Origin of the sequence: Proteiniphilum sp. (genome assembly GCF_034927365.1) — a bacterium.
Lineage (GTDB): Bacteria > Bacteroidota > Bacteroidia > Bacteroidales > Dysgonomonadaceae > Proteiniphilum.
Genome location: NZ_JAYFQD010000007.1, coordinates 194,576 through 217,636, shown reverse-complemented (window position 1 = coordinate 217,636; position 23,061 = coordinate 194,576). Strand labels below are relative to the sequence as shown.

Annotated in this window: 12 protein-coding genes and 1 pseudogene; 2 read left to right on the top strand and 11 right to left on the bottom strand. The window is 43.0% G+C overall.

Going from position 1 to position 23,061, the window contains the following annotated elements; translation table 11 throughout:
• Nucleotides 1-90 precede the first annotated feature (90 nt).
• The 11 genes and pseudogenes from VB073_RS04480 to VB073_RS04430 all read right to left on the bottom strand — a co-directional run.
• Nucleotides 91-327, bottom strand: a pseudogene (locus tag VB073_RS04480) (ATP-binding protein); the annotation flags it as partial.
• A 106-nt stretch (nt 328-433) separates the two neighbouring features.
• Nucleotides 434-1,069: an outer membrane beta-barrel protein gene (locus VB073_RS04475; protein WP_323402946.1), complete on the bottom strand. Its 636-nt coding sequence runs from the start codon at nt 1,067-1,069 to the stop codon at nt 434-436.
• 165 nt (nt 1,070-1,234) lie between these two features.
• Nucleotides 1,235-3,622 carry an ABC transporter permease gene (locus VB073_RS04470; protein ID WP_323402945.1) on the bottom strand — a complete coding sequence of 796 codons (2,388 nt, stop codon included), beginning with the start codon at nt 3,620-3,622 and terminating at the stop codon, nt 1,235-1,237.
• Between the two features lie 217 nt (nt 3,623-3,839).
• Nucleotides 3,840-6,164 carry an ABC transporter permease gene (locus VB073_RS04465; protein ID WP_323402944.1) on the bottom strand — a complete coding sequence of 775 codons (2,325 nt, stop codon included), beginning with the start codon at nt 6,162-6,164 and terminating at the stop codon, nt 3,840-3,842.
• A gap of 84 nt (nt 6,165-6,248) precedes the next feature.
• Nucleotides 6,249-6,923, bottom strand: a complete 675-nt coding sequence (locus VB073_RS04460; RefSeq protein ID WP_323402943.1) for an ABC transporter ATP-binding protein — start codon at nt 6,921-6,923, stop codon at nt 6,249-6,251.
• Nucleotides 6,924-7,137: 214 nt separating this feature from the next.
• Entirely contained in the window at nt 7,138-9,507 is a 2,370-nt protein-coding gene (locus tag VB073_RS04455; RefSeq protein ID WP_323402942.1) for an ABC transporter permease, read from the bottom strand.
• Between the two features lie 186 nt (nt 9,508-9,693).
• Nucleotides 9,694-12,027: an ABC transporter permease gene (locus VB073_RS04450; RefSeq protein ID WP_323402941.1), complete on the bottom strand. Its 2,334-nt coding sequence runs from the start codon at nt 12,025-12,027 to the stop codon at nt 9,694-9,696.
• Between the two features lie 171 nt (nt 12,028-12,198).
• Nucleotides 12,199-14,541, bottom strand: coding sequence for an ABC transporter permease (locus VB073_RS04445; RefSeq protein WP_323402940.1), 2,343 nt, complete (start codon nt 14,539-14,541; stop codon nt 12,199-12,201).
• 146 nt (nt 14,542-14,687) lie between these two features.
• Nucleotides 14,688-17,051, bottom strand: coding sequence for an ABC transporter permease (locus VB073_RS04440; RefSeq protein WP_323402939.1), 2,364 nt, complete (start codon nt 17,049-17,051; stop codon nt 14,688-14,690).
• 39 nt (nt 17,052-17,090) lie between these two features.
• On the bottom strand, nt 17,091-18,341 hold the full coding sequence (locus VB073_RS04435; protein ID WP_323402938.1) for an efflux RND transporter periplasmic adaptor subunit: 1,251 nt from the start codon (nt 18,339-18,341) through the stop codon (nt 17,091-17,093).
• Nucleotides 18,342-18,554: 213 nt separating this feature from the next.
• Nucleotides 18,555-19,886, bottom strand: a complete 1,332-nt coding sequence (locus VB073_RS04430; protein ID WP_323402937.1) for a TolC family protein — start codon at nt 19,884-19,886, stop codon at nt 18,555-18,557.
• 325 nt (nt 19,887-20,211) lie between these two features.
• On the opposite strand from VB073_RS04430, the gene VB073_RS04425 reads away from it, so the two are divergent.
• Nucleotides 20,212-21,582 (top strand): sigma-54 dependent transcriptional regulator, encoded by a 1,371-nt coding sequence (locus VB073_RS04425; protein ID WP_323402936.1) that lies wholly within the window; start codon nt 20,212-20,214, stop codon nt 21,580-21,582.
• An 11-nt stretch (nt 21,583-21,593) separates the two neighbouring features.
• Complete coding sequence (locus VB073_RS04420; protein WP_323402935.1) at nt 21,594-23,012, top strand: sensor histidine kinase; 1,419 nt, start codon at nt 21,594-21,596, stop codon at nt 23,010-23,012.
• Nucleotides 23,013-23,061: the final 49 nt, after the last annotated feature.

The following is a 23,061-nucleotide window of genomic DNA, read 5'->3' as shown; positions in this document are numbered from 1 at the left end:
GAGCTTACCTGAGGCGCATCCTATATTTTACAAATATACGGAAAATCGGCCAAGGTTGGAGGAGATACCGGCAGAAGTTATCAACGGGTTTTAGAAATTGTCAATTATCTCTTTTGCCAGCTTCCACGCTTGGATATGACGAATGCCGCTGTTGGAAGGCAAGGAGAGATCGTCGAGTGAAACGACAAACTTTTCGTAATTATCGTGTATAGCTTCCAATGGGGCATATTCCGGGCGAATAGTTTGTTCGTCTGCCAGTAGATAAGTTGATTGAAGATAGATCAGCCGATCTCTTTTTCTTGCCACGAAATCAACCTCCTTTCCACGAATATCGTATCGTTCAGCACGATGTACAAGGAAAAATAAGAAAGGAATTCCCAACTTGAAAGAAAATCGTTGATCATTTTCGTATCGACCGGAAATAAGGTTGATTTTACGGAAGGTGATAGACGACACCCAACCGGAAGCCGCTTTCGTCTGTTCGCTGATGATAATTATCCAAAGAAAACGGAAGCAAGCTATGCATTTTGAAATAGGGATTGAAAAAGAAGCCTATCGGTATATTTTTCAAGTCATATTTTGCCCCGACACCGATCATCGCTCCAATACCGGTCTGGCTATCCAAATCATTCTCTTTTCCGGTATCTATTCCGAGTAACAATCCTCCGTTCAAAAAGAAATGCTTGAGAAATGTCCATCGAACAGTTACCGGTATATCGACTACGTCATTCGTTACATTGTAGGGCTTTGGTGTACCCTGGCCTGGCGGTGGCGTACTACCGACTTGATACTTATATTTACTATAAGAGATGCCGGTTTCTATATCCAAACGTTTTGTGAGAGGGTGTATATAGGTAATTCCAAGAGAATAATACCCTTTGCCGTTATATCCGGCTGTTCCTTCAAGGCTTTCAAAATAGTAGGCCTGGTTGTCCAATGAACCGGAATAGGTGATGCCGATAGCTCCTTTTGAGTTCGAAAAAGTTGATTGTGCATGTAGGTTGGTCTGCCAAAGATGGGAGATGGAAAAAAGTATTCCAATCAAAAAGAATTTTGCTGATCGTTTCATATCTGTTTGCCTGTTTTTAATTCAGTAGTGGTACAAAGAAAGGGTTTATATTATCAAGACGTATAGGAAAGAAAAACGTTGCATTATTTTTTAATTAATTTTAATTTATATCCAATCACAGGATCATGCATTTCTTCAACAGAGTAATCCGATGTTCTAAAAATTTCATTCACTTTTAACCACATCGGCAGGGTTTTGAGTGGAAGCCCGCCAGCTTTGCCATGACACAGATGCGGCCGATAACAGCAATACAGCAATACCTGCCAGTGCGAATATCCACCAGTCGAGTGTGGTCTTATGGGCGAAGTTGGTCAGCCATTGCCGCATTACCCACCAGGCGAGAGGAGAGGCAATCACAAAAGCGATGCTGATCCGGAAGATAAAGCTCCTGTTCAACATCCGGATGATCTGTCCGGGTTGCGCTCCGTTAACTTTGCGGATAGCAATTTCTTTACGACGCCGTTTGACAATAAATGCCATAAAGATGATCAATCCCAGGTTGGCAATAATAAGGCACAGTAGTGAGAACAGATTGACAAGTCGCCCCGCGTTGAACTCGTTCCGATAGACTTTCCCATAGACATCCTGCAGGAAACTGTAATTGGTAGGGTAATCGGGATTCAGCTTGTCCCATACCTTATTGAAAGCCTTCAATCCCTCTGCCTGCTTGTCTGGCACGAATTTCAGCATAAGACAATGCTGGAACATCTGTCTCTGCATGATCAGCAACGGGATGGAGTCTTCGTAGATATTGATATAGGTAAAATCATTGGTTACACCGCATATGGTGCCTTTGCTGATATAATCCAGTGCACCTTGCGAGAATTGAATGTTTTTTCCGATCGCCTCTTCGGGAGCGTGGAATCCAAAGATATCCAATGCCCTCCGGTTGAGCATATATTGTTCGGTGACATTCGGAGAGGAGGATTTATCCATAAAAAAATTCATCATCATGTTGAATTCTTCATTATAACTTATTTTGGGTGGGTCGAATACCTTGCCGGCAATGGTTTTTATGCCGAAGAACGAGAAGAAATCTTCGCCGACCACGAGAACTGGTAGTGGTATGGGTTCACTCTCGCCTTCTATTGTCACTCTTACTCCATCGCGGATAGCGGTGCCGGGTAACTGGAAAGCGGTGGTGACCAGCTCTATCTCGGGATGTTTGAGTAGTTCCGTTTTCAGTAATTCAAGACGTTCTATTACCTCACGAGGTTGTTCCTCCATCACGAGAATGTTTTCTGTCTTGCCGCCTACTTGTGTCGTTTTTATCAAGTCGAGTTGTTTCGATATCCCGAATGAGATAATCACGATAAATATCACAATCGCATACTGGACCACGAGCATATACCTGATATTGGCAAAGGAAAAACGTATTGGATGGAGACTACTTCTGGTACTGTTAAAAAGCGTGGAAGAGATATTTGCCAGCACGGGAATAAGTGATACGAACAGGGTAAGTGCTAAAAAACCGAGAACCAACCATAGTGTTCCGTGGGATAGGAATGGGAGTGTTGTGAAATGCAGGATGGGTGACAGGTAGTGGACAGTTATTCCACCGACCAGGACGGAAAGTAAGCCGATCAGGAAGGCCGGTATTGCCTCGTTATAGAGAATGGTGGAATTGTCCGCTCCGTTTAGTCTCAATAATTGATAATACCTTTTGTTGTAGGAGAATAAAAGGTTGTGATTCAACCATAAATTGAATAATACCACCACCAGTAGCAAGATGTTGGCACCTACAATCAGATAGATATAATAGATATTTCCGTTGAGTTCCATTTCCCGTTGTGCCCGGCCATGAAGATGGATATCGGTCAGCGACATCAGGTGAGTGGTCACTTTCTCGGGAATTTCTTCCTTCGCATTGTAATGTACTTCTACATGTTCCCTTACCTGCGGAAGCGTATTGATATCATTCAATAAAAGATAGACATACGCCCAGTCGGGATTACCTTCTGTACGGTGAAAAATCAAGTCGGTATGAAAATGGGAATTTTCGGGAAAATCATCGAAGACCCCGCTGACGAAATAGGTCTTTGTATTCAATCTTCGGCCTTCGAGTGAGAGTTCTTTCCCCATGGGATTTTCATCACCGAACAGTTCTTGTGCCAATGACCCGCTGACAAGGATACTTTCCGGTGATTTCAACACTTTCGACGGATCACCTATGGAAAGCGGATAGCTGAATACCTCGAAGAAATTGGGTGAAACCGAATAAAAGTCGTTGATGATACGCTTCTCTCCCGCATAGGTCAATATACCTGTATTATTTCTGGTGATGGAGACAAATTGCTCTATTCCGGCAATATCCTTTAATTCAGCCTCCACGTTTTCCACGTATAACCTCCCGTCCAAAGGCCTATCACCATATTGTAACGATAGCCGTGCGATACGATTGGCATTTTCATTGAAACGGTCATAACTGAACTCCTTGTAGATATATTGGTACGATAGGAGCAGGCACGCAAAGATTACCGATAGCCCCAGCAGATTCACAATACGTAAGGATCTGCTTTTTACAAGACGACGGAAAATTACAGATATGTTCATAGTTTTTATTTTAGACAGAAGAGCGAATACTTTTATAATTGAAAATGGACAATTGACAATGAATTGCAAATCGACATAGTCAATTAACAATCGGCGTAAGCCAAATTTTTACTTCTTCACTTCTCAACTTCATACTTCTTTTCTAATTAGTCTTATCCCAACATTTTGTGATCTCCACTTCGTTTCGATTGGCATATTGAATAATTGGCACATTGAACTACTCTCCTTTCAACGACTCCACTGGATTGGCCCGTGCTGCTCTCCAGGTCATATAACTTACCGAAATGAGTGTGAGAAGGAGTACTACCAATCCGGCGACGACAAATACCCACCAAGAAAGCGAGATCTTGTAAGGGAAATTCTCGAACCATTTTGTCATGGCCCAATAAGCAGTTGGACAGGCAACCACAAAGGCAATAACCACTCTTTTCAGTGAATCCTTATTGAGAAGCATCAATACCTCTTCTTCGGTAGCACCATTGATCTTCCGCAAGGCAATCTCTTTCTCCTTCTGGCGGATCAGGTAAAGTGACATGGCGAATACCCCCATCACCATAATGACAATAGTCAGCAAAGTAAAAGCACTCATGATGGTTGACATTTTATTCACCTTTTCGTAATTCTGTTGAACCCCTTCATCCACAAACTGGGCCTCGAACAGTTCACCGCCTGTATATTGTATATACTCCTTCTCAATCTGCTTTGACGTGGTGATATAATCGCTTCCGGGTGTCATCTTTACAATGATAGTCCATGGACCTTCATCACTTTTCCTCCATCTTATTCTCAGCTGAGAATAATCGCGATACAGATCCCTTATCTTGAAATCGCTGAAGATGCCGGCTACCTGAATTCTTTTGTCCCCATCTCTTTCCCGGAATGTTTGGGTTATTGCATCCACATGTAGTGCTTTGTATCCCTTTTCGTTTAACCACCAGGTATCATCTGATGGGGTAATTCCGGTTGGTTCAATAGTGATGCCGTATATTTGGAAAAAGGTGGAATCTACATAGAATTCCTGAAAACTGAACTGTTCTCCATCCACCTCGAACGACAAGTTATTGCCGCTACCAAGCGGTGTACCACATGAGAACGATACTAATTCTACTCCGGAAATAGACTGAAGTTTAGATTTGAATCCATCTAATTGCTTTATTTCTAATGCCGTATTTCTGATTTCTAGAATGCCTTCCCGATTATAACCCATATCGTAGTTGATTAAAAAATTGGATTGTCGTTGGATAAAGATGGTGGAAATAAGCAGGGCTATTGCCACACTGTATTGGAAGATAATCAATACTTTTGAATAGGAAGACTTCACTTTTCTGGAGAAAGTCCCTTTCACCACTTCGAGCGGATCGAAATTGGAAATGAACAAAGCTGGGATAATGCCCGCAAGAAACGAAACAACAAGCAAGAGAAGTAGTGATATTCCCACCATGGACAGAGTAAACTGATGAGCCAGATTAAGTTTAGTATTCAGTACGTTGTTGAAAAATGGCTCCGTGAGAAATGCAAGTAGTAACCCGATCAGGAATGTCATGGTGGTAATCAACAACGACTCGGATAGTAACTGAGTGACCAATTTGGATTTGCTGCTACCCAGTAGTTTTTTGATGGCTGATTCCTTGCCTCGGAATCCTGCCTGAGCCACAGTAAGATTGATATAATTCAATAGAGCAATTACCAAAACCAGTATGGCGATTGCCATATATACCGTGATGGTGGTCATGCTGTTATGCTGAAGACCAGCAGATCCTGAGTTCTTCACTTGGAAATAGGCTTCTTTGAGAGGAATAAACTCAACGCTTTCGGATAATCCGCGTTGGAAATACCAAAAATCTTTTTTGAACATTTCAAGCAACATGGGAGCTTTTGAAGGAAGATCGGCTCCTTGGTTCGCCATGAAGAACATGGTAAAACCAAAGTTGTCAGAGGTGTCGAGCACCCAGTTACCCCAAAATAGTGAGATTGAGAGGTAGTTTATCACTATTTCGGAACTGGGGAGCATGGAATTTGTGGGCATATCTTCCATTATGCCTGTCACTATATGTTCATGTCCTTCAATGAAAAGGCTTTTCCCAACCGGGTTTTCGCTGCCAAATGTTTTTGCAGCGAAGGTACGGCTTACCACTACACTTTTTTGTGCCTCCAATACCTTTGTCGGATTCCCCTCGATCAGTGGATATGAAAAAACGTGGAAGAAAGCAGAGTCGGCTAACAGTGCTTCTGCCTTAACCTTATCATTTCCACTCTGACCGATGGCTACACTACGGGAATGTAGCCTCACGTACGATTCCACATCGGGTGTTTTGTCCTTAACATAAGAGGCGACAGGATTACCGAAGTAGGGTTGATAATCGTGCGTCATTAGGAAAATACGGTCTTTGTTCTTCTGAAAATTATCGGTCGATAATTCTTGCTTGACATACAATCCCAGGATGATGACGAACATCAATGAAATGGAAAACCCGACAATGGAAACAAACGTATAGAGTTTGTTACGTGAAAGGAATTTGAGATAGGTTTTTAAGTTGAGCATGTTCTTTAATTAATTGACAATGGACAATTGAAAATAGATGAAAATTTTCAATTGTCCGGAAGATTACACCGCTTGCCTAATTTATTACATCTGCACCTCGGTGACGATCTGGCCGTCGAACAGGTTGACGATGCGATGTGCAAACGAGGCATCGTGTTGTGAGTGGGTTACCATCACGATGGTGGTTCCTTCCCTGTTGAGCTCGGTGAGCAGGTCCATCACATCCTTCCCATTTTTGGAGTCGAGGTTACCGGTCGGCTCATCGGCGAGGATCAGTTTGGGATTGGCGATCACTGCACGGGCGATGGCGACACGCTGTTGCTGTCCTCCAGAAAGCTGGTTGGGGAAGTGTCCTGCCCGGTGGCTGATATTCATACGACGGAGTACTTCTTCTACCCGTTTTTTGCGCTCGGCGGATTTTACTTTAAGATAGGTGAGAGGTAGTTCCACGTTTTCATATACCGTCATTTCTTCGATCAGGTTGAAACTCTGGAATACAAATCCGATCTGTCCTTTCCGGGTTTGGGTCCGCTCTTTTTCTTTGAGATGTCCCACCTCCTTGTTGTCGAGCCAGTATTGACCAGATGTCGGGTTATCCAGCAATCCGAGAATATTCAACAAAGTGGATTTACCACAACCTGATGGCCCCATGATGGCCACGAATTCACCCTCTTTTACTTCCATCGAGATATTGTTCAACGCGATGGTTTCTACCTCTTCGGTACGGAATACTTTTCTTAAATCGTTAATCTTGATCATAATTGGTTTATTTTTAGAAGTTGTTTGTTATTTTTTAGAAGTTGAGAAGTCAAGAAGTTTAGAAGTGAAGAATGGGATGGTGGAGAGCGGAAAAATGAGAAAGTAGAGTAGAAAAACCCAGCTCCCCAACCAAAAATCCCAAATTCTTCACAATGCATATTTTTTTCATTAATCTTATTGGCACATTGGCATATTAGTACATTGACACATTGAATTATTCTTTTTTCAACGAATCAACCGGGTTCTGATTGGCTGTTTTTATACAGTTGATGATAACTGCTACCTCAATGAGTATCAGCAAAGCCAATGCACAAACGAGATATTCCCAAAACGCAAATCTCCATTGCTCACTGAAATTCTCCATCCATTTTGCACTGACAAAACGAGTAGCAATGCATCCCGTAACTACTGCGGGAAGAGCGATATAGAAAATATTTCTTGCAAAAAGCTTTAGGATATCGGTAAGCGTGGCTCCGTTGATTTTACGGATGGCTATTTCAGCGGTACGGTATGAAATCTCGTTGTTGATATACCCGATAAGCCCGATAAGAGAAATTATCAGCGTGATGAGTGCGCCTATCAGAATAGTATTTCTGAAAAGCCGCTCTTTTTCGTACATTTTTATTATACTTTCGGTATAAGGGATAAAGGAAATTTCACGTTCCGGTAATATCCGGCTTATGCTTTGGTTGATAGCTCCCAGACTTTCCCTGTCGATATTTTTCAATTTTACCAGCAGATAGTTTTGCATGGAATGAAGAATGTCGGCTCGATGTGCTGCAAAATGCAAAACGGCAGGGCGTGTATCCTGATACCCGAAAGAGCTGATGCGGATATCCGGGAAAACGCCGACAATACGCGATAGTTCCTCATGTTCTGTTATAATTACGTCTTTTCCTACTACATCATCCCAATCGACCAAGGTTTTCATTCTTTTGCGGAATGATTCGCTTACCAGAGCGTTCCGGGTATCGTCGTCCTCACCGAAGTTTCTGCCAGCTATGACAGGGATATTCATCAACGGAAGAAAGTGCTCATCGGCGTAGTACATTTCTGCGATATTAAACAATTCGCGGTCGTCGCCCGGTATAAGTACGTTATTTCCGGACATACCATAGAGGGGTACTATGGATGTAAATGAGGTGGTTTCTACTGGTGTAAGCTGCCTTAATTCCGTTTCCAGCGTTTGTTTGCGGACACTGTCGACTCCGGACAAATAGACATATGCTATGTGCTGGTAGTCGTATCCGGGGTTGTCGTTTATCATGGAATTATACTGTTTGCTGACAGCCCCCGTGAGTGTGAAGAGGAAAGCCGCTGCACCGAATTGGACAAATAACAGCGCCAGTTTCCAGCTTTGTTTGAATCTTTTGTTGTTACGGAAAATAGTGGCTAAAGGGATGTGCTGCAATATGTTTACGGGGATAATTACCGAAAAGATAAAGATAACGGTGAATACCCCTGCCAGCAACAATAGCGCTTTTTGAGAAAAAAGTGCTGTAAGCGATGCGCCCAAAATTTCTTCGATAGTGGACCTGAAGAAAAAGAGCAATAATGCTGCCAGCATGAGTGCCAGCAGGAAGTGCAGCAAGGTCTCGGACGAAATAAGCCGTACAATGTTCAATCCCGATGCACCGTAGCATTTGTTTACGGCGACTTCTTTGGCGCGGTGCATCAACGCAGTAATGACGATGAGCAAGTAATTGAGCATCGTGGTCAGCAGCAGTGCGAAAGCGATAATGCTTAGTATGAGAATGATGTTTTTCACCTCTTTCGAACTACTGTGCAATGTGTTCAGCGGTGCAAGTACATAAGTCATATCTACACCGGCTTTTCTTATTTCTTCGATCGGTTGGTTCTTTTCCTGCATTTGGCGGATAGCGGGCGCCAGGCTTTCCGGGGTAACGCCTGGTTGTAATTTTACATAGCCCTGATAACGGTCGTTTCCTACCCAGTTATTGCTTCCGTCCCAGTAAAATTGTCCGATAGATACCAGCGAAACAACGGCGTCATACCGCTCATAGCTGTTTTCCGGAATATCTTCAAAAACGCCGCCGATAGTAATTTCTATGCCGGGATACGCTTCCAGTTCAATAATTTTTCCCACGACATCACCACCCATTTTTTTTGCCAGCGAGTGGGAGATAAGCGCATGCATGGAGCGCGAGAGTGTTTCTTTGGCGTTACCGGCTATCATCGGGCGTGGAAACAGGTCGAAAAAACATTCATCAGCCAGGATAAAATAGCCTTTGTACCGGTTTTTCTCCTGCGTATAAAATGTGCCGCCAGCCAGTCCGGTAGAACGAGTAGCAGTTTCCACACCGGGTACTTCGGCTTTCATGCCGGGAGCAATTGCACCGCTGACCTGCCCATACTCTTTGGGCTCATCGTTTCGTACTACCTTCGTTTCTATACGGTAAATACGTTCGTTATCGGGATAGAAATCGTCGTAATTCTGCTCGAAACTGACTTTTGAGAGTAGGACCAGTCCAACGGCTAATCCTGTTCCGAGAGAAAGGATTTTGATCAGACTGTTCTGTTTTTTTCTAAACAGGTTGCGATAAGCTAACTTTAAGTTGTTCATATTATTTTTTTTAAATCAAGAGCTAAGAATCAAGATTTTATAATTGAAAATGGACAATTGAAAATGAATTGCAAATTGGCGTAAGCCAAATCTTGACTTTTTCACTTCTCAACTTCAGACTTCTTTTCTAATTAGTCTCATTGATATATTATTCACATTGGCATATTGGCATATTGGCACATTAATTTATTCCATTTTCAAAGAATCTACCGGATTTACCGTGGCTGCACGCCAACTTTGTCCGCTTACGGTCAGTACCACGATAAGCAAAACGATAATGCCCGACAGCGGGAAAATCCACCAATGCAAGGGTGCTTTATAGGCAAAGTTCTCTAACCATTTTATCATTACATAGTATGATATTGGTGTTGCGATGATAAAAGCAATACCGAGTTGGAGTAAAACTGTGCGGTTCAGCATGAATAGTATCTCCTTTTCAGTTGATCCGTTGATTTTCCGGATGGCTATCTCCTTCGATTTTGATTTCGAAGCAAACAATATCAATCCGTACACCCCCATGACTGCGATCACCACGATGATTAACCCGAAGATGGCGATCAAGGAGGCCATATTGGTTTCGGTCTTGTATAGCTTATCCATCTCAACATCCAGAAAGTGCATTTCAAATGAGTCATTACTGAACTTTTTCCAGGTGCTTTCAATATAATCCAGACTCCCTTTTATATCATTGCCCGCAAGCTTGATCATAAAAGTATTGAAATGGTTCCATCGGTTAAGGACACCGAAAGCCATGGGTGAGATACTCTCATGCAGCGTTTCGAAATGAACATCTTTGGCGATTGCCTGTATGCGTCCCGGTCCGAACGCATTGAAATCTTTTCCTACTATATCGTTTGTGAATCCATATTCTTTCAGGAATGTTTCGTTGACCACGATCTGGGATACTATCGAGTCCATATGTTGCGGCTTGCGTCCTTCAAGGATCTTGATATCGAAAAAGTCGAAGAACCTGTTATCGACCGACCATACACTAAGGTTGATCTGCTTCCCTTCAAATTCTCTTCCCCATGACATACCTACTTTCCCGGGAATGTCCCGTGTAATGGTGTAGTTCTTTATGCGTGAGTCGCGCAGCAGCTCCTGCCCGAAAGTTTGTGCTTCCCGGCCAAGCCCTTGAAGAGGCAGGTAGACCACGTTCTCTTTGGGTATTCCCCAATCATAATGCAGCATATAGTCATTCTGTTGCTTGATGAACAGGGTTACACCAATCAGGGTAATGGCCGTGGTGAATTGGACTCCAATCAGCGCATTGCGAAGAGCAACGCTTCTCTTGTTCATCGAAAAAGATCCTTTTAACGCTTCCGATTCGTCCACCGAAGTGCAGTAACGTGTTGTATAAAGCCCTACAAGAAAGGATGCGAAGAGTAAGACCAGAGATATAGTTATCAACAACGGGAGATGGTGTTCAAACGACAAGTCTGCCGCGAATATCTCTTTCGCGAAGGAGGTGGAACGGAGGTAGAATATCGCAATTAAGGCGATGAGGGTGGCTATCAGTATAAAAAACACACTTTCCGTGGCCAACACCAATTTCAATTTCGTTTTGTCAACGCCCAGTATCTTGCGGATATTGATTCCCCGTACGCGGGCAGGTGCCATAGCTACAGACAAGTTTACGAAATTTACTAACGCGATAAAAACAGTTAGTATGCCTATCGCCATCAGCGTATATGTGGTATTGATACGTTTGCTACCTCCTTTCCCTGCATTGTACAGGTATAGGTCACCGGGAGAAGTCAGTCGTAATTCAACTCTTTCGTCGGGGTTATCTTCATTGTATTTTACCCATCCTTCTCCGAGTATCTCCTTGCTGTTCAGCTTTTCGTGAATGGTCGACTTATTTTCCTTGCTTACCAGGAAATAAGATTTGAAGCTCTGTTCCGACCCGTCACTTTCAGGCAGATAGGAGAACAGTCCATTTGGCAGACTGCAGTTTTTAGGAAAATCTTTATAGACGGCAGCGATTACCAGTTCATTGTTGCTATAACGGAAACGTATGGTTTTTCCGATCGGATTTTCATTTCCGAACACGCGCAACGCCGTTTTTTCGGAAATCATCGCCTTACCCGGTTGTGAAAAAAGGGCGGTTGTATCACCGGAAAGGATTTCAGGGGTGAAGATATCAAAAAATCGGGGTGTTGTCCGGGAGTAAGATATTGAATAAGTTTCCGGTGATGTACCCCCTTTGTCGACCTCGAAATTTCCTTCTCCCACAAACTCTGCCATGCAATATCTCTCAATCTCGGGAATGGTCTGTGTTATCTTTGCAGGGAACTGAAAGTTGACTTTTGTGTCTGCTGATCCGGAGTTTACACTGTATTGGTTGAATTGAAGGATCTTACCCGCATTTTTATAGGAGCGGTCGTAGGTGAAGTCGTAATGTACCTGTATGGCGACAATAAAAAATACGATCAGTGCAACGGATAATCCCACAATATTAATCACGGAGGATGACTTGAAAGTCTTCAACAGACCGAAAAAGTTTTTAAAGATATTCATATAATTGTTTTTTAAGAGCCAAGACTTTATCAATTGAAAATTGACGTAGTCAAATGTTGACTTCTTCACTTTTCAACTTCAGACTTCTTTTCTAATTATTCACATTGGCATATTGGCACATTGGCATATTATTCTTATTGGCACTACTTGTCCCGACTCATCGGGGTTAGTTTACTCCGTTTTCAATGAATTCACCGGATTGGCCGTAGCTGCCCTATAGCTTTGCCAGCTTACGGTAATTAAATTAGCGAACAAAGCAATCATTCCGGCGATGATAAACACCCACCAACTTAGTGGCGTTTGAATAATAAAATTTCCTAACCAGTTTTGCACAAGTAAATAGGATAGTGGAGAAGCTATCAGAAAGGATATTACAACCAGAAATATAAAATCCTTGTTCAACAGAGCTTGTAAATCCGTGATGGTAGCTCCGTTCACTTTGCGGATTGCAATTTCTTTTACACGCTGCATCGTGGAATAATACGCCATGGCAAAAAGTCCTGTCAGCGCGATGAGAGTTGCAATAATCATGGCGTACGTAAGCATTTTGCTTGTATTTGTTTCGGATTCATATAGCTTAGCATATATATCATCCAGAAATATATATTCAAAAGGCTTATCATGCACGAGTTCATTCCATTTTTTTTCTATAGTTTGAATCGCTTTTTGAGGATTACCCTGAATCTTGAAAAATAGTGGATAGGATATCGGTTTTTCTTTGTTCCAGTTCAGTTTATAATATATCTGCGGGTCTACGGGTGTATGAAAAGAGCGCACTTGGGCATCTTTTACAACTCCGGCGACTGTAACATGATCTCTTTTATTTGTAATCAGTGTGACCCCTACCGGATTGTCTAATCCCAAGACTTTTGCTGCCGTTTCATTGATGACACATACCTTGGAACTATCCGCCTCCGCCCGGTCAAACGGGTTTTCTCCTTCAATAATGGACATCTCGAAGAAATCGAAATAATTGGTTTTTACCCTACATTGTTCCATCAGGAAGTCTTCCTCGTTGTCAACAGTCCCTACTCCCCATCCTTGTTGCCACACGGTTGGAAGTGAGTTTTTGACTGTCATATCTGTTATCGAAGACTCTTTCATCAATTCATCTTTCAATACCTCAAAATCACGCCCGAAATCGCCACTTGCGAAAACCAAAATCACATTTTCCTTATTAAATCCCAAATCCGCGGACAGCATATAATCTATCTGTCTATTGAAGAAGAAGATAATAATCAACAGGCTGATGGAAGCTGTGAATTGAAAGATGACCAGTCCTTTTTGTACTATTGAGATACGTTTGCCCTTGAACCGTCCGAATAAAGTATCAATAATTCCAAAACGGGTCATGTACAAAGCAGGGAATGAGCCGGCAATCAGTATGGTAAATAAGGATAAGCCGAGTAAAAACAGATATAGGCGCATGGAGCCGAAATCTATGATGAAACTGGTTTCTAATGCCTGGTTAAAAAACGGATAGGAAAGGTAAGCCAGGAATAATCCTAATAGGAGGGATATACCTACATAACAGGCGGTTTCTCTATAAAACTCAAAAACGAGTCCTTTTCTTTCAGCGCCTTGTGCCTTTTTTATTCCAATAGTTTTTGCTCTTTTGAAAGATGTCGAGACAAACAGGTTTGCAAAATTGATACATGAGATAATAAGTATGACAAGAACGGTTATTATAAAAAGTATCACTACCGGTTTGCTTCCCTTAACTACAAAATCGTTCATAAAGCCTGTCCCGAAATGAATATCTTTCAATGGTTCCAGCGTAAACCGGTATTCCTGAGTTGAATATTGGGACATATTTGCAGTATAAATCGCAGATAATTCGTGTTCAATTTTTGGAATATCGGCATTCTCCCGTAAAACAAAATAGTTGATAAACACATCACTCCACCCCCAGGAACATTGTTCAAAATAGCCGAAAAATAGAAATACAAAGTCAGCTTGCAGATGAGAGTTTAAAGGCATGTTTTCCATAATGGCAACAACCCTGAAACTCTTGTCCCATAAATTGATAAATTCATTAATGGGCGATTTACCAGGAAAAAATTTATCTGCTGCTTTTTTACTGATTACAACTTCATCGTGCCCCAATAGATTATTATTTATATGCCCTTCAATCAAAGGGAAGGTGAAAAATGAAAAGAAGTTGCTGTCAGTCATTATTATAGCATTATTCGGATATAACTTGTTTTCTATTATCAGGTCATAATAATTGCTGTAAACAACCCTGCATTGCTGTTCAATATCCGGTAAAACTCTCATTGCCTCTTCACCCAGAGGTTTAAAAGTGCTGCCTAATTTTGTGTGTTCGCCATTTAATATTATATTGTTTACAGCACGATACATTCTGTCTCCATTCTTGTGGAATTTGTCAAAACTAAATTCGTTTAATGCCCACAATCCCACAATTACAGCACACATCACACCTAAACTTAACCCCACAATATTTAGTATTCCGACAGTTTTTTGCTTCCTGAAATTTTGTATAAATTGTTTCATCTTGGTGATACTTATTTTCTCCAGTTATAAATCAAGTGATATTCATTTATTAATGTGTCAATTAAGTTATTAAATCATTCAATTGCATTGATGTATTATTTATATTGGCATATTGGCACTACTTGTCCCGACTCATCGGGGTTAATTTACTCCGTTTTCAATGATTCCACCGGATTGGAGATAGCCGCCCTATAACTTTGCACCGAGACGATTGTCACCGTGAGCAGCAAAACCACTACTCCTGCCAATGCGAATCCCCACCAGCTAAGCGGTGTCTTGAAGGCAAAATTCTCCATCCACCGATCTATAGCATAGTAGGCTGCCGGAACCGCCAATAGAAAACAGACGCCCAAGATAAGCAAGTATGCCTTGTTGAAAAAGAGCAGGATCTCCCGAGTGGAAGAGCCGAACACCTTGCGTAAGACTATCTCCTTCCGCCGGTATTGGGTATCGAACATAACCAGTCCGAAGATGCCTACTACGGAAATAAGGATAGCCAGCAGGCTGAGCAACGAAATATTTTTATTCAGATGTTCCTCTTTCTGATACAGGTTTGCCAGTATCTCATCATAGAATTCCACTTCCAATGGGAATGTGGGATCGATATCTGTGACTGTCTTGCGAATATGTTTCACTGCCTCCGGAATGCTTGTACCGGCTTTGATGCGGATATATGAAACCGGAAGTGGGGCTCTGGAACCCACTAAAAACAAGATATCGTCATTCCCTCGGCGTAAGGAGGTGAATTTGACATCCCCCGTAATCCCGATCACGTTACAGTTGGGCATATCCCATGATACCATCTCGATGGTTTCTCCCGCGCTTATCCCGGTCCTTTGCTGAAAAGAGCGGTTTACAACGAAAGTAAGATTCCCGCTAGTGACATCAGAGGGGAGAAAACTCCTTCCTTCGGGAACTGCGATATTCATTACATCCAGGAAATTATCACTTACTTCGAGGGTGTATCCGAACACTTCCTTGTCTTTGTACTTTAACCCGTAGCTGGTGTACCCATCGGATGCACCCAACGTTTGTTTGGAAAACGCCACATCTTCAATGCCGGAATAACTCTTCAACTCATTCACATATGAATCCCTGCTGTTTTGGTAAAGATCCCTGTTGAGTTTCACGACCGCTATCTGCTCCTTGTCGAATCCTTGGTCGAAATGACGGAGGTAGAGGTTTTGTTTCTGGATGAAGATGGCAGCTATAATCAATACAATGGAGGTAACATACTGAAATCCGATCAGTGCAATACGCAGTTTCCGTCCGGCAGGTAAAACGCCAAAATTCCCTTTTAATACCAACGCTGGTTGAAACGAGGTGCTGTAGAAAGCCGGATAAAGTCCTGATATCAGCCCTGCGGATAGAACAATGAGTGCGGTAAGGAGTACCAACGGTATATGCTTGAGGGGATGTAAATCGGCTTCAAAAAATGGAAGAAGATTGTATTCGGTCAGGATAAAAACCCACATCAGCGAAAGGGTCCATGCCATAAGGGCGATAATCACAGCCTCGCTTATCAGTGAGATCCGTAGTCGACCAACGGAACTGCCCAATATTTTCTTGGTATTGAGACTGCGTATGCGCATGGGTGTCATGGCGATGCTGAAATTGATGTAATTGATAGAAGCGATAATGATGATCAGCAGTGCGATGGCAAAAAGTATCCGGACGGTATTGGCATTACCCGACCTGAATCCTGTCTTGCTGAAATAGATGTCGGTAAGCGGTAGCAGCCGGATATCGGTTTTTTCAGTGAGGTTAAGTACCGAAAAGTCAAACTTGTTATTGAAATCGGTTTCAAACTGTCCCGCTTCTTGTTTGTCATTGAAAAGAAGGTAGCAAAGGTAGTTGGAGGAGTACCAGTCGTTCGATTGCGTATTGTCGATTCTCGTATATATGACATTTTTTATCTGTGTATTATCAGGAAAATCCTCATAGATACCGCCAACGGTCAGATCCTTCATACTGTCTTTTGTCCATAGGTTTTCTTGTAGGTGTACCTGCTTCCCGATAGCTGTCTCATTGCCAAACAAGCGCTGCGACATACTTTTGGGGATGATGATTTTCTCAGGATCTTTCAGGCAGTCCGGATCGCCTTCTGTAAACTGAAAGCCAAATATCTTGGTAATACTCGGGTAGCACGTCTGAAACGGTTCTTTAAAGCCGTTGCTTTCCGCTCCCTTTCCCACCGTGATATAAAAATTACCCGACCATTCGTTGATAGGCGTAATAATGGTTCCTTCGCTGATGTGAGGCGATGATGCGATAACGGCATCGGCAAAAGCTCTCGGTAGAATTCCATAAGGGTTGCCATCACGGACTAAATCTACCCTGAAGATTCGTTCTGCATTGGGATGGCAATGGTCGAACCGGTTTTCAAAATCCACCTGAATCATGATAACGATAAAGGCGGCGAATGCAACCGATAAGCCTATTATATTCAGCATACTTGCCACGCTGAACCGCTTGAGAACGAATGATAAGTTTCTGAAAACTGTTTTCATTTGATAAAGAAATTTTATCTCACACTAATCTTTTACCTTTTACTTCAAAACCAATTCCTCGGCTGTGCCGAATGTTTCATAACTGGAGGTGATTACCCTTTCTCCCGATTCGAGTCCGCTTGTTACTTCGTAATAGGTGGGGTTTTGCCGCCCGATGGTGATTTTGCGTTTTACCGCTTTTTTCCCATCTTGTGTGACGACAAAGATCCACTGTCCGCCGGTGGTTTGATAAAACGGTCCACGGGGTATCAGCACCGCTTCCACTGGTTGTCCGAGTTGCAGGCTGATATAGTAAGTCTGCCCCGCACGGATATTGTCGGGACGTTCACCCTCGAACATGAATTCTGTCCTGAATTGCTTGTCGCGTACTTCGGGAAATATTTTCCGTACCCGTAAAGCGAAGTTTTTATCCTGCCGTTCGAAAGTAGCATCCAATCCGGTTTTTACCCGGTCGATATAGTGCTCGTCGATCAGAGCCTCTACTTTGAAGTCGGAGAGTACACTGATCTGGCCGATACGTCCACCGGTAGGGATATTCTGTCCAATCTCCACATCGAGTAGACCCAATTGTCCGTCCACCGGCGCTTTGATATTCAGGTTATCACTGCGTTGCCGTATCAGCATGAGATTTTGTCTCATATTGTGCAGACTCTCCTCCATCTGGTCGATTTGGACAGTACGGTAGATAGAATCCTGCTTCTGTCGTTCGACCACCAAATGTCGTCCGTCCACCGCAAATTCATAATCCTCTTCTGCCTGCAGGTAATCTTCTTTGGAAGCCAGGTCCTCTTCGTATAGTTTTTTGTATTGCTCATATTTACGTTGTTTACGGGTCACGTCGAGGTCGAGTTGCAGCTTTTCTTTCCTCAATGTAAGCCTGTCCTGCTCCATGGCTACCTGTGTGTTGCGCAGGAAATTCTGCTTCTCCGCCAGTTGTGCTTCACTGTCCAATATATTTAGGCTCAGCATGGGATTGCTCAGACGAGCGATGATATCTCCTTTCTTCACATTGGCCCCCTCTTCTACTAATTTTGCTTCCACCATTCCACCCTCGATGGCGCTCAGTTGAATGGTGCTGATTGGCTGAACCTGTCCGCTGACACGTATATAATCATTGAATTCACCCCGCGTGACGGATTGAATGGAAATACGGTTGCCCTCTATATTCAACTTCGACGCATGGTTACCGAAGATAAGCCATAATACCGCTACCAGAAACAGCATTCCTCCAATGATGTAGGGTATATGTTTCTTTTTCAATCCTTTTTTTTTCTCAACTAAAATATCCATAATGTATGTTCACGTTATTCAATAGTTATTCGTTCGCTACGCTCTCGTTATTCAGCTTCACTGTTATTCAATAGTGATTCGGCTTCGCCATTATTCAATGGTTATTCCCCGCTTTGCGGGATGATTCAGTAGTTATTCATTCACTTCGTTCATGTTATTCGATGCTAACAACTGGAATTACAATTGAATAACAATTGAATAACTACTGAAAATCTATCGAATCATAAACGATTCCCCTTTGTAGTACCGTACCAGTCGTTCTTTGAGGCGGTATTGCAGTTCGGCGTTAAGTTCTTCTGTTTTTGCCTGTACGACACGGTTGGCACTGGTATGTAGTTCGAGTGGACTGATTAACCCCTCTTCATATTTTCTTTGATTGGCTTCGTGTGCCGTCTCCATTGCTTCCCGCTGTTTTACCGCCTGCTGGTAAGCGTCTGCCTGACCGTTCATGTCTGCTACAGCCTGTTCGATTTCACTGTAGAGACTACGGAGCGTTTCCTGAAGGTCGTTCTCGGCAATGATTACCTGCGCTTTACTTCGTTTATAGGAAGCCGATTTTGAAAAACCATTGAACAGGGGAACGGACAATGTAAACCCGATATAGGTACCTCGCCTGTTTCTGAGCTGTTGGGAAAAGGACTCCGAGTTATCACCGGCGAGGTATCTTGCATATCCGGTAGATATACCTGTCTCCATCGAGATGACAGGAGAGAAAGCACCCAGGGCGGCACGTCTGTTCATTTCCTGTACTTTCAATGCCGATTCGGCAGACAACGCTTTGGGATTGATTGTTTGGGCTATTTCATAAATCGACGATGCCGTCTCGTCCAATTTGAGGATCAGAGTGTTTGATTGTTTATCCGTGATATCCAGTACTTCTTCTACCGGGAAATTCATCTTTTCTTTGAGTAGTATTATGCCGATAGTGAGCAGGTTCTTTTGACGGGTAAGAGTATAGATGTCAGCTGCTTCCTTTGCCGCCATTTCTGCCACGTCGGGTTTGGCTTTCATTCCCAACTCCTCCATCCGTCGGGCTTGTTTCATGTTATTGGCACTTTCTTCGGCCTGTTCCTCTGCCAGTTGTACCATCCGTTTGTAGTACAATACATTGAAAAAGGCTTCCATCGTATCGTAGGCTACCATTTCCCGCTCCTGTTCCAATTGTTGTTTCCCTGCGAGTTTATTGGCTTTCTGCATTTTCACCCTGTAGATATTGGAGAAACCATCGAAGATCGTCAGGTTGGAATAGACGGAATAAGTATTGCTAAAAGTATTTATGTTGGTGTAGGTGTTTGTTTCGGGATCTATCCCGCGCCCATAGTTGAAATAGGTATTCGTGCCGGTATTCAACGATGGCAGCAGCCTGCCTATGGCATTCATGTAATCTTGTTGATAGATACTGTTCTGCGCCTTCTGCTTATTGATCCGTGGACTGTTCTCTATCGCGTATCCTATGCAATCATCCAAAGACCATCGACTCTCTTGCGCATGTGATGATAGGGCAATAACGAGAAATAAGAGTAGTATGTGTATAAATCGATTCATCTCTGATTATATATTTATTCAAATAATCTACTCTGAAATAAACCAATATCGTGCCAAAACAGTTAAATTATTTATTATTAATTGATTATTGATTTTATGATTATTCCTGTATGTAAAATAATTTTACATAAGTGTTGATATTTTGACAATATTATGGTTACATTTGTATTTCAGATTCAAGAACCAATATTAAGCTAATGCGCTAATTTATTAATGCGCCAATTGAATTATTAGAACCAATGTACGCTGAATAATTGAAAATGAATTACAAATCGACGTAGTCAAATCTTAGCTTCTCAACTTCCGACTTTTAATTTGTAAAAAAATGAAACAAGGAAAAATTCTTGTCGTTGACGATAACAAAAATGTGCTCAGCGCATTGAAGATTCTGTTGAATGCCCATTTCGAGGAGGTAACACTGCTCTCTTCCCCCAATACGTTGTTGGCTACATTACGGGAGAAAAATCCCGACGTGGTGTTGCTCGATATGAATTATTCGTCGGGGATCAATACCGGGAACGAGGGACTGTACTGGCTTTCAGAGTTAAAAAAGGTAAATCCGGATTTGCCGGTAGTCCTTTTCACTGCTTATGCGGATATCGATCTGGCGGTGACTGCCTTGAAAGAGGGTGCATCCGACTTTGTGGTAAAACCTTGGGATAATGCCAAGTTGCTGGCTACATTACAGTCGGCATTGGAACTGCGTCTCTCCCGGAAGGAGGTAGTCAAGTTGAAAGAGAAACAATATGTCCTTAACTCCCAGTTGAACAAGGATGGTGATGTGTGTTGGGGCGAATCTCCGGCGATGCGGGAATTACTGCGTTTGGTAGAGAAAGTAGCCGGGACAGATGCCAATGTCCTGATCACCGGTGAGAATGGTACAGGAAAAGAGGTGATCGCCCGCAGGATCCATCAACTCTCGCCCCGATCGAATGAGTCACTGGTTACGGTGGATATGGGAGCGGTGACTGAAACGCTGTTTGAAAGTGAACTTTTCGGTCATGTGAAAGGCTCGTTCACCGATGCCCATAGTGACCGGGCTGGTAAAATCGAGGCGGCGGACAAGGGAACTCTCTTCCTCGATGAGATCGGAAACCTCAGTTATCCGCTACAGGCTAAACTATTGAACGCACTGCAATCGAGGCAGATCATCCGTGTGGGAAGTAATAAGCCTGTATCGGTAGATATCCGGTTGATTTGTGCGACCAACCATAATCTGTTCCTCGATGTGGAGAACGGCCTTTTCAGGGAAGACCTGCTCTATCGCATTAACACCATTCAGATTGAAGTGCCGCCGCTGCGCAACAGGAAAGAGGATATCCCTACACTGGCGTCGTTTTTCCTCGATCGTTTTGCTTCAAAATACAATAAGATAGGTATAACGTTGGGTAGAGAGGCCATCTCAAAAATGCAGGAATATGGTTGGCCGGGTAATGTGCGTGAACTGGAACATACGATAGAGAAAGCGATCATCCTTTCAGACAGCCGGGTGATTGACTCTTCGGAACTATTTCTCCGACAACGGTCCAATAGCGAAAAGAGTAAAGAACTCGAGAATGTTACCCTGGAAGAAATGGAACGGATACTTATTGAGCGGACGATGCGAAATTATGGAAACAATATATCGGCGATCGCCAAAGAACTGGGTGTTTCCCGCCCCACACTCTACAGTAAGATCAAGAAGTACGGACTTTAACCAGTGCAATCATGTTTAAATCGATTGAATATAAGCTATACCTCTACATGATCCTGCTGATTGCAGCAGTAGTGATGAGTACTTATTTTGCCATGGGAGCCGAATATCTCTATATGGTACTGTCGATAATTCTTGTTTTTTTCCTGCTTCATAACCTACGGCGGAGTTATAACCAGTTCAACAAGAACATTATTTTCCTGCTTAATGCGTTGGATAATGGCGACTACTCGTTCAATTTCGCGGAGACCAAACTTTCACGGAGGGAGAGGGAACTTAATCAGATGATGAACCGGATCAAGGATATTCTTTCGAGGGCGCGCAAGGAGGTGATCGAGAACGAGAAGTTTCTGGGTGTGATCATGGAAAGTGTATCGACCGGCATCATTATTCTGAATGAATCTAACGTGGTGGTGCAGTTAAACCGTACTGTCAACCAGTTACTGGGACTCCCGGTTTTTACCCATGTCAACCAATTGGCGAATATCGATAAGTCATTTCCCGAATTGTTCCGTAATCTGAACACATCTGACACGAAGACGATCAAGATAGCCAATGAACGGGAGGAGATCCAGTTGAGCCTGAGGGCTTCCGAGATTATGTTGCAGGGGAAAAGACTGAAAATTATCACGTTGAATAATATCGGCAGTGAACTCGATTACAAGGAGATGGATTCGTGGATACGGTTGATCCGGGTGATGACGCATGAGATTATGAATTCGATAGCACCTGTCACCTCACTGACCGATACATTGCTTTATGCTTTCCGTCAGGATGAATCTGATAAGGATGATGGGTTGATGCAAAATACAGTGGAGGCGTTACAGACGATCAATTCGACCGCTAAAGGGCTGATCAGTTTTGTCAACTCCTATCGCCGCTTTACAGGAATCCCCAAGCCCCAGTTACATCCTGTCCCATTGCAATCCGTCATCGAACGGGCTCTCGCTTTGGAGTCTGCCGTGCTTGAAGAAAAGAATATATCGGTGGCGTTAAGCTTCCCCACTGTGCCGACAGTACGGCCAATAGATGAGTCGCAGATCATGCAGGTATTGCTTAACCTGTTGAAGAACGCTGCAGAAGCTCTCTCGCCAGAAGAGGATAATGGTCACAAAAATGTCCGGGGAGCGAATCAAAATGTCCATAGAGTGGACCAAAAGGATCAGGAGAGGCAGGGAGAAGGTTGGATCAGGATCGAATTGTCGGAAGAAAAGGATAAAATCTTCCTGGATGTCTACAATAACGGACAACCCATTGCAGAGAATGTGCTCCCCAATATCTTTGTGCCATTCTTCACCACCAAGCATTCCGGTACCGGGATAGGATTAAGCGTCTCCCGGTATATCATGCGTCTGCATGGAGGTACGCTGACCCATTTCACTAAAGGTGAATGGACTGTATTCCGGATGGCGTTCTACCACTCCGGAAAATAAAATAGGAGGAAGACGCTATTGCCTTCCTCCTATTTTATTATTGTAATTC